General features: G+C 65.9%; 8 protein-coding genes and 1 pseudogene. 7 read left to right on the top strand and 2 right to left on the bottom strand.

Features of this window, described 5'->3' with window-relative positions:
* From pvdR to ompQ, 3 genes and pseudogenes are all read left to right on the top strand, one after another.
* Positions 1–361 (top strand): annotated as a pseudogene (gene pvdR / locus FFS27_RS19160) (pyoverdine export/recycling transporter periplasmic adaptor subunit PvdR); the annotation flags it as partial.
* Complete coding sequence (gene pvdT / locus FFS27_RS19155; RefSeq protein ID WP_003089549.1) at positions 361–2,352, top strand: pyoverdine export/recycling transporter ATP-binding/permease subunit PvdT; 1,992 nt, start codon at positions 361–363, stop codon at positions 2,350–2,352. The pseudogene pvdR and the gene pvdT, both read left to right, overlap by 1 nt.
* 5 nt (positions 2,353–2,357) lie before the next feature.
* Positions 2,358–3,782, top strand: a complete 1,425-nt coding sequence (ompQ, locus tag FFS27_RS19150) for a pyoverdine export/recycling transporter outer membrane subunit OmpQ (protein ID WP_019371757.1) — start codon at positions 2,358–2,360, stop codon at positions 3,780–3,782.
* A 48-nt stretch (positions 3,783–3,830) separates the two neighbouring features.
* Here ompQ and pvdP read toward each other — a convergent pair whose 3' ends face one another.
* Positions 3,831–5,465 carry a pyoverdine maturation tyrosinase PvdP gene (gene pvdP, locus FFS27_RS19145; RefSeq protein ID WP_021264821.1) on the bottom strand — a complete coding sequence of 545 codons (1,635 nt, stop codon included), beginning with the start codon at positions 5,463–5,465 and terminating at the stop codon, positions 3,831–3,833.
* Positions 5,466–5,680: 215 nt separating this feature from the next.
* Here pvdP and pvdM point away from each other — a divergent pair, with 215 nt between their 5' ends.
* Genes pvdM through pvdO form a run of 3 tightly spaced genes read left to right on the top strand, consistent with a single transcriptional unit; the run spans position 5,681 to position 9,216 of the window.
* Positions 5,681–7,027 (top strand): pyoverdine-tailoring dipeptidase-like protein PvdM, encoded by a 1,347-nt coding sequence (pvdM, locus tag FFS27_RS19140; RefSeq protein ID WP_003103610.1) that lies wholly within the window; start codon positions 5,681–5,683, stop codon positions 7,025–7,027.
* Between the two features lie 22 nt (positions 7,028–7,049).
* Positions 7,050–8,333, top strand: coding sequence for a pyoverdine-tailoring periplasmic protein PvdN (gene pvdN, locus FFS27_RS19135; protein WP_003122677.1), 1,284 nt, complete (start codon positions 7,050–7,052; stop codon positions 8,331–8,333).
* Between the two features lie 28 nt (positions 8,334–8,361).
* Positions 8,362–9,216, top strand: a complete 855-nt coding sequence (gene pvdO / locus FFS27_RS19130) for a dihydropyoverdine dehydrogenase (protein ID WP_021264822.1) — start codon at positions 8,362–8,364, stop codon at positions 9,214–9,216.
* Between the two features lie 68 nt (positions 9,217–9,284).
* Here the strand turns inward: pvdO and pvdF are convergent, their stop codons facing one another.
* On the bottom strand, positions 9,285–10,112 hold the full coding sequence (gene pvdF / locus FFS27_RS19125; protein ID WP_021264823.1) for a pyoverdine biosynthesis hydroxyornithine transformylase PvdF: 828 nt from the start codon (positions 10,110–10,112) through the stop codon (positions 9,285–9,287).
* A gap of 377 nt (positions 10,113–10,489) precedes the next feature.
* Between pvdF and pvdE the strand changes: the two genes are divergently transcribed.
* Positions 10,490–11,935, top strand: a 1,446-nt coding sequence (gene pvdE, locus FFS27_RS19120) for a pyoverdine export ABC transporter PvdE (protein WP_137952150.1), incomplete at its 3' end; no start/stop codon positions are given.

Here is an 11,935-nt window from a genome sequence, read left to right as displayed (position 1 = left end):
GAGCAACCAGGGCGGCGGCAGCCCCACCAGCGGCAGCGGCGGGCAGAGCGGCAGCGGCCGGGTGGTGCTGTATACCGTGCTGGTCGACGTGGACAACGGCGACCACCAACTGATGGCGGAAATGACCGCCCAGGTGTTCTTCGTCGCCGCCACCGCGGAAAACATCCTCACCGCGCCGGTCGCCGCCATCCACGACGACGGCAAGGGCGGCCAGGTCGCCTGGGTGGTCGGCAGCAACGGCAAGCCGCAGAGCCGCCAGATCAGGACCGGCATCAGCGACCGCCTGCGGGTACAGGTGCTTGCCGGCCTGGAGGAAGGCGACCGCCTGCTGATGGCCGCTCCCGACGGCAGCGACAGCTGATGGAAAACGCCACGCAACCCGTCCCCCTGATCGAACTGCGCGACATCCGCAAGCGCTACGGCGGCAATGGCACTCCGGAAGTCGAGGTACTCAAGGGCGTATCGCTGTCGATCCACGCCGGCGAGTTCGTCGCCATCGTCGGCGCCTCCGGCTCCGGCAAGTCGACCCTGATGAACATCCTCGGCTGCCTCGACCGGCCCAGCTCCGGCAGCTACCACTTCGCCGGCCACGACGTCGCCGAACTGGACAGCGACGAGCAGGCCTGGCTGCGCCGCGAGGCATTCGGCTTCGTGTTCCAGGGCTATCACCTGATCCCCTCCGCCTCGGCCCAGGAAAACGTCGAGATGCCGGCGATCTACGCCGGCACCCCGGCGAGCGAGCGGCACACCCGTGCGCGGGCCCTGCTCGAACGCCTGGGCCTGGCCGAGCGCACCGCCAACCGTCCGCACCAGTTGTCCGGCGGCCAGCAACAGCGGGTGTCGATCGCCCGCGCGCTGATGAACGGCGGCCATATCATCCTCGCCGACGAACCCACCGGCGCCCTCGACAGCCACAGCGGCGCGGAAGTCATGGCGCTGCTCGACGAGCTGGCCAGCCAGGGCCACGTGGTGATCCTGATCACCCACGACCGCGACGTCGCCGCCCGCGCCAAGCGCATCATCGAGGTGCGCGACGGCGAGATCGTCAGCGACAGCGCCAACGACGAGCGCCCGGCGCAACCGAGCGCCGGCGTCGAGCGCCACCTGCAGGCCGACGATCTCAGCCAGCGCCTCGCCGAGGGCAGCAGCGAACCCTCGGGGGCCTGGCGCGCCGAACTGCTGGAGGCGGTGCGCGCCGCCTGGCGGGTGATGTGGATCAATCGGTTCCGCACCGCGCTGACCCTGCTCGGGATCATCATCGGCGTCGCCTCGGTGGTGGTCATGCTCGCCGTCGGCGAGGGCAGCAAGCGCCAGGTGATGGCGCAGATGGGCGCGTTCGGCTCGAACATCATCTATCTCAGCGGCTACTCGCCGAACCCGCGCGCGCCGATGGGCATCGTCAGCAGCGACGACGTCGCCGCCATCGCCACCCTGCCCCAGGTGAAGAAGGTCATGCCGGTGAACGGCGGCGAGCTGGTGGTGCGCTACGGCAACATCGACTACCACGCCTACGTCGGCGGCAACAACACCGACTTCCCGGAAATCCTCAACTGGCCGGTGGCCGAGGGCAGCTACTTCACCGAGCGCGACGAAGACGCCGCCACCACGGTCGCGGTGATCGGCTACAAGGTGCGCAAGAAGCTGTTCGGCAGCGCCAACCCGATCGGCCGCTACATCCTCATCGAGAACGTGCCGTTCCAGGTCATCGGCGTGCTCGCCGAGAAAGGCTCCAGCTCCGGCGACAAGGATGCCGACAACCGCATCGCCATCCCCTACTCCGCTGCCAGCATCCGCCTGTTCGGCACGCGCAACCCCGAGTACGTGATCATCGCCGCCGCCGACGCCCAGCGCGTGCACCAGGCCGAACGCGCCATCGACCAGTTGATGCTGCGCCTGCACCGCGGCCAGCGCGACTACGAGCTGACCAACAACGCGGCGATGATCCAGGCCGAGGCGAAGACCCAGAACACCCTGTCGCTGATGCTCGGCTCGATCGCCGCGATCTCCCTGCTGGTAGGCGGGATCGGCGTGATGAACATCATGCTCATGACCGTGCGCGAACGCACCCGCGAGATCGGCATCCGCATGGCCACCGGCGCCCGCCAGGGCGATATCCTCCGCCAGTTCCTCACCGAGGCGGCGATGCTCTCGGTGGTCGGCGGCCTGGCCGGGATCGCCCTGGCCCTATGCATCGGCGGCGTGCTGCTGCTCGGCCAGGTCGCGGTGGCCTTTTCCCTGTCGGCCATCGTCGGCGCCTTCAGTTGCGCGCTGGTCACCGGACTGGTGTTCGGCTTCATGCCGGCGCGCAAGGCCGCCCAGCTGGACCCGGTGGCCGCCCTGGCCAGCCAATGACGGACATGTCCATGAAGAATCTTTCCCTGATTTCCGCCTGCCTGCTGCTCGGCGCCTGCGGCAGCACGCCGGCGCCCCTCGACAGCGGCCTGGCCGCGCCCCCTCAGTGGCGCTACCTGGCGGCCGGGCGCAGCGATGCCAGCGACATCCGCCAGTGGTGGAAGGCCTTCGGCGCGCCGGAACTGGACAGCCTGCTGCAACGCGCCCTGCTGAACAGCCAGGACCTCGGCGCAGCGGTGGCCCGCGTGCGCCAGGCCCAGGCCTCAGCGGTGATCGCCGGCGCGCCGTTGCTGCCGGAGCTGAATGCGACGCTCGGCGCCAGCCGGCAGAAACTCCTGCGCGACTCGGGCTACAGCGGTACCGACGCGACCTCCGACAACGATGCCGTCGACTCCTTCTCCGCCGGCCTCAGCGCCAGCTACGAAGTGGACTTCTGGGGCGGTCGCCGGGCTGCCTACCGCAGTGCCCTGGAAAGCCTCAAGGCCAGCGAGTACGACCGCGCCACGGTAGAGCTGACCCTGCTCTCCGGCGTCGCCAACAGCTACCTGCAGGTATTGGCGCTGCGCGAACAGCAGCGCATCGCCAGGCTCAACCTGGACAACGCCGAGCACGTCCTGCGCCTGGTGGAGACCCGCCATGCCGCGGGCTCGGCCACCGCCCTGGAGGTCGCCCAGCAGAGCAGCCTGGTCGCCAGCCAGCGCAAGCAGCTGCCGCTGCTCGAGCAGCAGGCCCATGAGGCGCTGATTACCCTGGCCACCCTGATCGGCGAGCCGGTGCAGGCGCTACAGGTGGCCGAGCGGCCTTTCGACAGCCTGCGCTGGCCGGAGACCGGAGCGGGCCTGCCGAGCGAACTGCTCAGCCGCCGTCCCGATATCGCCAACGCCGAAGCGCAACTGGCCGCGGCCCAGGCCGACGTGCAGGTGGCGCGCGCGGCGCTGTTCCCCAAGCTGACCCTGAGCGCCTCGCTGTCGTCCGGCGCCAACCGCGCCGCCGACACTTTCCGCAACCCCTATTACAACCTGGGCGCCAACCTGCTCGCCCCGATCTTCAACCACGGCCGCCTGCGCGCCGAGCGCGACCGCAGCCTGGCGCGCCAGGAAGAACTGCTGGAAACCTACCGCAAGGCGATCCTCACCGCCTTTGCCGACACCGAACGCTCGCTGAACAGCATCGACGGCCTCGACCGCCAGTTGCACTGGCAGCAGCAGGAGCTGGAGCAGGCGCAGCGCGCCTTCGATCTCTCCGACAGCCGCTACCAGGCCGGCGCGGAAACCCTGCTGACGGTCCTCGAAACGCAACGCACGCTGTACGCGGCGCAGGATGCCGCCGTGCAACTGCGACTGGCCCGCCTGCAGGCCTCGGTCGGCCTGTACAAGGCCCTCGGCGGCGGCTGGCAGAGCGACCGCCAGGGTCTCGCGCGGAAAGACTGAGGCCCGCGTTGCGCGGGCCTCCTCCATCCTTACTCGCTCTTTCGCCGTTCAGCGCCTGAGCTGGTCGCGCGCCAGCTTCAGGTTGCGCGCGTACCAGGGCCGCCGCGGCGCACGCTTGAGCCAGCCGCTCAGTTGATCTTCTTCGCTGAAGATGATGCGCAAAGCCAGCTTCATGGTTTCCACGTCCAGCTCCACCGAGTTGCTGCTCGCCTGGACATCCGAAAGCCCGCATCCATGGGTCGCCGGGCCCAGCCAGGGATCGCCGACCTCGACCCATCGACCGGGCGCGAACCATTGGATGCCCTCCACTTCGCGGCGCTGCACTTCGCCAGGATGGAAACGCTCGTGGGCGCGATACCAGTCCTCGATGCGGTCGTCGATCCAGCCGTGGAACGACCAGAACACCGGATTCACATGGGAGGAAAACGGGTCGCCGAGGAAGTCGTTCTCCGGGCGGAACCAGCGCGGGGCAAAATCGGCCGGAAAACGGTCGGTCATGACCGGGGCGCCGTTGGAGGGGTCCCTCGTCACCGAGGCCCAGCGCATGTGCAGCCAGTCATGCATGCCCAGTTCCAGCTCCGAACCGAACTGGCCGAGGGTCAACTTCGCCAGGTACGCCGGGTCCTGGTACTGCGATTCCCAGACCAGGAAATTGGCATGGTAGGCCTCGGCGCTTTTCAGGCCATGCAGCCACTCGCTGTACTCGTCGTCATCCACTGCCACCCAGGCCGGAGGCACGGAAAACCCGTCCGGATTGTCGAAGTAACGGATGAAGCCGGGACGATCGTACTCCAGCGGCACCACAGGTCGCGGCAGACGCTCCCAGGACGGCAGGTCCTGCATGGAACGCGCAGTATGCAGCATGTGCCGGTGCATGAAAAAGAAGTCGATACCCGAGGCGTTGCGATCCTTGCGTGGCCCTCGCGCATCGCGTTCGCGGTCCAGCGGGCCGGGCTGCCAACCGACTCCGCGCAACGCATTGCGTTGTTTTTCCGAAAGCCGATGCCATTTGTCCCGCGAAGCGTGCCATAGCTGGTGGAACAGTCGGTGCTGCGGCGACACCAGCCAACCGAGAAGTTTCTCGTTGAGCACGATGCGCTCATGGGCCAGGGGGAAGTGACGCTTTACCGCAACGAAGCGAAAATCCTCGTTCGGCGACAGCGGCGAACGCTCCAGGCGCTGTATGCGTCCGCTCAGAGTTCCGTCGCCCGCGTTCGCATAGTCTGCCCAGACCTCGTCGAACACCGCCGAGCAATCGTGAGTCGGTGCCACGGAACCGCTCGCCTGGTCCACCAAACGCCAGCGGATGCTTGCAGAACTGGCTCCGAGCAAGTCGCCAAGCACACGAAAGCGCGGCGGCTCCACCGCGAGGAGACGTTCAGGAGTATCCAGGTAGCCAATCAGGCCGCGTCCCTTGGGTGCCACGTCCAGCACCAGTTGCAAGCCCTCCCGAGGCAGCCCGGGCAGTTCGGCATCACCGCCTACCAGGCGCAGATCCCAGAGACCGCGCAGGCGGTCGCCCAGTCGTATGCCATCGGTAGCCGCCAGGTCGAGCGAAGCCTCGTCAGGCGTCTGCGGCTCCTCTTCGCGGGTCAGATGACGATGTGTGTAGTAAGCCACCGGCAGCGCCGCCGCCCCGGTAAGGGCCAGGCCCGCCATGAATCCGCGTCGAGAAACCGTCATCGTCCTACCTGTATCAACCGTGAAGCTCGCTTTATCCAGCTAGAACGTTCCTTCCGTCGGCAAATTTACCGCCCACATGCCGTTCCACAGGCAACTCGACAATCCCTCCCGCGGCGCTAAATTTTCCCGCTCCGGCCTCGTCCCACCCTGACAGGTGAGTCCGCTTCGGCAGACGCTCATCCGCGCTTTCGATCTCGAACCTGACTGGGACGGCAATGACTAGAACACGCACACGCAAGGCCCTCTACCTCGGCTTGCCGATCTTCCTCATCCTCGTCGGCGGCGGCCTGCTGGCCTGGAAGACCTTCGGCCCGAGCGAAGCGGGCTACCCGCGCAAGGTCATGAAGCACGCCGAGGAGTTGCATGAGCGCATCCTCTCCTTCGATAGCCGGATCACCATCCCGCCGGACTTCGGCACCGAAGGCAACGAGTTCGACAAGGACGGACCGAACCAGCTCGACCTGGTCAAGGCGGGCCGCGGGCGCCTGTCCGGCGCTGCCCTGGCGATCTTCGGCTGGCCGGAGATGTGGAACGGCCCGAACGCGCCACACAAGCCGACCCCGGGATTCGTCGACGAGGCTCGTCACCAGCAGGAAATTCGTTACAAGATTCTCACCGGCATGGTCCGCGACTTCCCCAACCAGGTCGGCATCGCCTACTCCCCCGAGGACTTCCGCCGCCTGGCCATGGAAGGCAAGTTCGCCATCGTCATGAGCATGCTCAACGCCTACCCGCTGGGCGACGACCTGTCCCAGCTGGACAAATGGGCCGCCCGCGGCGTGCGCATGTTCGGCTTCAATTATGTCGGCAACAACGACTGGTCCGACTCTTCCCGTCCCTTGCCGTTCTTCAACGACACGGCGGATGCCCTGGGCGGCCTCTCCCCGCTAGGCAAGCAGGCGGTCGAACGGCTCAACGATCTCGGGGTGATCATCGACGTCTCGCAGATGTCGACCAAGGCCCTGGAACAGGTCGCCGCCCTCAGCCGCGCGCCCATCGTCGCCTCGCACTCCGCGCCGCGCGCCCTGGTGGACATCAAGCGCAACCTCAGCGACCACGAGATGCAACTGATCAAGGACAGCGGCGGCGTGATCCAGGTGGTCGGCTTCCCCGCCTACCTGCGTCCGCTGAGCAAACCGACCCTGGACAAGCTCAACGCCCTGCGCGCGCGCTTCGACCTGCCACCCCTGGAAGGCCTGGACTATGCGCTGATGCCGGGCGATCCGATCATCACCATCTGGCCGGAACAACGCTTCGGTGAATACGCCAGCGCCCTCTACGGCATCCTGGAGGAGGAGCCCAAGGCCGGCCTCAAGGAACTGGTGGACGCCATCGACTACACGGTGAAGAAGGTCGGCATCGACCACGTGGGCATCAGCTCGGACTTCAACGACGGTGGCGGCGTGGACGGCTGGAAGGATGTCAGCGAAATCCGCAACGTCACTGCCGAACTGATCACCCGCGGTTATTCCGATGCCGACATCGCCAAGCTCTGGGGAGGCAACTTCCTGCGCGCCTGGGGCGAAGTGCAAAAACGCGCCAAGCCGACAGCTACCCCCTGACCACGCCGCAACGGACCTCCCGATGAACGACCGTCGTACCTTTCTCAAGCAGGCCGGCATTCTCGCCGCCGGCCTGCCGCTGCTTTCCGCTGCCCAGTCGCTCCGCGCCGAAGGCGCACCGAGCGACGCCGGCAATAAGTGGAAAGCGCTGCGCCAGCAATTCGATCTCGACCCGCAGTATCTGCACTTCGCCAACTTCCTCCTCACCTCCCACCCTCGGCCGGTGCGGGAGGCCATCGAGCGCCTGCGGGTCCGCTTCGACCGCAACCCGGGCGAAGCGGTGGACTGGCATCGCGAGGAAATCTGGAAATACGAGGACGAGGCTCGCGCCTGGGCAGGTCGCTACTTCGCCGTGCAACCTGGCCAGGTGGCGCTCACCGGCAGCACCACCGACGGCCTGGCGGCGATCTACGGCGGCCTGCTGGTGCAGCCGGGCAAGGAGATCCTGACCTCCTCCCACGAGCACTACTCCACCTACACCACCCTGGAATACCGGCACAAGCGCATGGGTACCCAGGTCCGCGAGTTCCCGCTGTTCAAGGACCCGCATCGGGTTTCCGCCGACGAGATCCTGTCCAGCATCGCCGCTCAGATCCGCCCGCAGACCCGGGTGCTGGGCATGACCTGGGTGCAGTCGGGCAGCGGCGTGAAGCTGCCGATCCGCGAGATCGGCAAGCTGGTGCGCGAACTCAACCAGAAGCGCGACGAACAGGACCGGATCATCTACGTGGTCGACGGCGTGCATGGTTTCGGTGTGGAAGACGTCAGCTTCGCCGACTTCGACTGCGACTACTTCATCGCCGGCACCCACAAGTGGCTGTTCGGTCCGCGTGGCACCGGGGTCATCATCGCCCGCTCGGAACAGCTCCAGGAGCACTTGGTGCCGAGCATCCCGACCTTCTCCCGCGCCGACAACTTCGGCACCCTGATGACCCCTGGCGGCTACCACGCCTTCGAACATCGCCTGGCCCTGGGCACGGCCTTCGAGCTGCACCTGCAGTTGGGCAAGGCCGAGGTCCAGGCGCGTATCCACCAGCTCAACGCCTACCTCAAGCAGCGCCTGGGCGAGCATCCCAAGGTCCGCCTGGTCACGCCGACCAGCCCCGAGCTGTCTTCGGGCTTCACCTTCTTCCGCGTCGAAGGCCGCGATTGCGAGGCGGTCGCCAAACACCTGATGGCGCACCGGGTAATCAGCGACGCCGTGGATCGTGATGTCGGCCCGGTGGTGCGCCTGGCGCCGAGCCTGCTGAACGACGAGGCGGAGATCGACCGGGTGCTGGAAATCCTCGCCCCGCAACTCGCCTGACCCCTTTCGCCACTCAACGAGAACCGCCATGCACGCATTATCGCCCCTGGCCCTGGCCGCACTGATCGTCGCCACCGCCCCCGCCTTCGCCGACGAAGCGAAGAAACCCGGCACGGTGTTCAAGGATTGCAAGGACTGCCCGGAGATGGTCGTACTGCCCGCCGGCAGTTTCACCATGGGCACCCCGGACGACGAGGTCGGCCGCCAGCCCGACGAGGGCCCGCTGCACGACGTGACCTTCGCCAAGCCGTTCGCCATCAGCCGCTACCAGGTCACCGCCGGCGAACTGGACGCCTACCTGAAGACCACCGGCGTCAAGCTGGCCGACGGCGATACCCGCCCCGGCCGCGAATGCATCGCCGGCAAGCCGCGCTACCAGCAAGGCCCTCGCCAGCCGGCGGTGTGCGTCGACTACAACGACGTGAAGAACTACGCCGCCTGGCTGTCAAAGAAGACCGGCAAACACTACCGCATGCTCAGCGAGGCCGAGCGCGAGTACGGCGCCCGCGCCGGCAGCGCCGGCCCCTTCCCCTTCCCGTTCGACGAAGGCAAGGAATACAGCATCGCCAAGCACGCCAACACCTACGGCGCCAGCGATGGCTACAACTTCACCTCGCCGGTGGGCAGCTTCCCGCCCAACGCCTTCGGCGTCTACGACATGCACGGCAACGTCTACGAGTGGGTCGCCGATTGCTGGCACGACCACTACAACGGCGCGCCGAGCGACGGCAGCGCGTGGATGGAGGACAAGTGCGAGCTGGTGCAGATCCGCGGCAACGACTGGGGCGAGCCGCCGATCTTCTCGCGCTCGGGCAACCGCAACAATGCGGCCCCCAGCGACCGCGGCGACTGGATCGGCTTCCGCGTGGCGCGCGAACTCTGATTCAGAATGAAGAAGGCCGGAGCGACGACACCGCTCCAGCCTTTTCGAACCCCTCGAAGGAACCGGGTTCAGAGCTTCTCGGCGAGCAGCGCCAGCCCTTCGTGCAAGGCCGGGAACAGGCTGTTGTTGAAGTTGTTCCAGCGCAGCTCGAGGATGGTGTCGTCGGGTGAAATCTCCGTTTTCAGCACATCATGGAACACTTCGCCGGAATCGATGCCATTGTCCACATAGTGGAACGATGCTCCGGTCCAGTACAGCGGCTCGACCGCGACCTTTTCCATGGTCGCCCAATCCACCACCTTCTCGCCCCGCGCTCCATACAACGCGTCCAGGGTCGCATAGGCGCCACGACGCTCGTAAGGCGAGTCCTCGCGCGTCACGCCAGGATGGATATTCATGATCCGCCGTGCGAACGGAGCGCCCGGGCGTACCAGCTCATCGAGGATGACCAGGAGCCCGTCCAATACCACCACATCGGCGCCCAGCTCCACCAGGGTGTCATGCAGGCGTCGCTCGAAATCGCTCTTGCCGGCCACATGCTCGGGGGTACCCCGCGGGTACCGGCGGTAGGTGGACGGCACGCTGAGCAAGAGGTCGTTCAGGGTCTTGCCTTGCACCTGCAGCTCTGCCGGATAGAACCATTGCTGCCCGGGACGATAGGCGAAACCGTAGTCCTTGATTTTTCCCTGGTCGCGAGGCAGCTCCGCGTCGTCGTCGTAGATCACGCCCACGAGCTCGTAGGCATCGCCCAGCGCAGTCTGGTTCAGCGCCTCCACCAAGGACTCCAGTACCGACTTCATGTACCGCTGTTCGCCCTTGTACGGCACGTACTGGCCGGCCTTGTCGGCCGCGGCGTTTCTCAGGGACCAGATATAGGCCAGTTTCCTTTTCGTCATTTCATCATTCCCAGGAGTGGATCGAGCGCCAGAGGAAGGCAGCGCCATGTCGAGTCGAAGCGCGCGTCGACCTGCGACGGGCGGGCGCGACACCTCTTCCTGATCTGCAACGAACGGCATCGCCTGCAATTTACGTGGAAGAACCTACGCCCCGCCGAACGCCGCTAAATACCGGGCATCCTGCTTCGTCTGTCTGCAAGGAGGCCGAGACGGGTGACGCATGCTCCTGGAGCCGGTCGCCGTCCGCATTCGCAGTGCCGCAACGAAAGCCTGCGCCAGGCCACCCCACTCAACCGTCCCATGCCTACCGGCCCAGCCGGGAGCGGCCATGGAACGATCCTGGGACCCCACCGACCTAGTACATCCGGGAAGCAACTATGACCAATCCCAAGCGCGGCGCCATTCGCGAACTGCTCGCCCTGCTCAGGCCCTTTCGAGCGATCGTGGCCGTCTCCATAGCACTGGGCATGGCCGGCGGCCTTGCCATCACCCTGCTGCTGGCCAGCATCAACAACGCCTTGCACTCGGAAAACGGCCTCGGCCAAGGCGTACTGCTGTCGTTCGGCGGACTCTGCCTGCTGGCATTGGTCAGTTCGATCGTCTCCGACATCGGTACCAGCTACGTCGGCCAACACATCATCGCGAAGCTGCGCAAGGAACTCGGCGAGAAAGTCCTCTCGGCGCCCATCGAGCAGATCGAGCGCTACCGGACCCACCGTCTCATTCCGGTACTGACACACGACATTGACACCATCAGCGACTTCTCCTTTTCCTTCACCCCACTGGCCATAGCCCTGACCATCACTTTCGGCTGCCTGGGTTACCTCGCCTACCTATCGGTCCCGATGTTCCTGCTGACAGTCGTCGCCATCGTCATCGGCACGGCAGCCCAGTACCTGGCGCGCTCCCGCGGTTTCAAAGGGTTCTATGCCGCCCGCGATCTCGAAGACGAATTGCAGAAGCACTACACCGCCATCGCTTCGGGCGCGAAGGAACTGCGCATCCACCGCCCCCGTCGCTATCGCATGCACACCGGCCGCATCAGCGAAACCGCGAACAACATCCGCGACCTCCACATCAGCTCCATCAATATATTCATCCTGGCCAAGACCTTCGGCTCGATGCTGTTCTTCGTGGTGATCGGTCTGGCGCTTACGCTCCAGGCCTACTGGCCTTCGTCCAATCCGGCCGCCATCACTGGCTTCGTGATGGTCCTGCTGTACATGAAGGGACCACTCGAACAGGTGGTGACCATCCTTCCCATCGTCAGCCGCGCCCAGGTCGCCTTCCAGCGGGTCGCCGAACTTTCCGAGCGTTTTTCCTCTCCCGAACCCCATCTTCTGCTCAGCGAACAGGAGGCCCCGGACAAGACCGTCGACAGCCTGGAACTGCGCGACGTTCGCTACAGCCCCCCCGCCGTCGAAGGCAGCGAACCGTTCCATCTGGGCCCTATCAATCTGCGTATCGCCCAAGGTGACATCGTCTTCATCGTCGGCGAGAACGGCTGCGGCAAGACGACCCTGATCAAGCTGCTGCTCGGCCTCTATCGCCCGCAGTCCGGCGAGATCCTTCTCAACGGAGAACCGGTCAGCGCGGAGACCCGCGACGATTACCGCCAGCTCTTCAGCACCATCTTCGCCGACTACTACCTCTTCGACGACCTGGTCCAGGGCAAGCAGGCTTCGTTGCAGAACGCGACCCAATATCTGCAACGCCTGGAAATCGCCCACAAGGTCAGCGTCATGGACGGCAACTTCAGCACCACCGATCTCTCCACCGGGCAGCGCAAGCGCCTTGCGCTGATCAATGCCTGGCTCGAAGAG

Source organism: Pseudomonas sp. 2VD (assembly GCF_005503585.1).
Taxonomy (GTDB): Bacteria; Pseudomonadota; Gammaproteobacteria; order Pseudomonadales; family Pseudomonadaceae; genus Pseudomonas; species Pseudomonas aeruginosa.
This window is presented reverse-complemented; position numbering and strand designations above follow the sequence as displayed.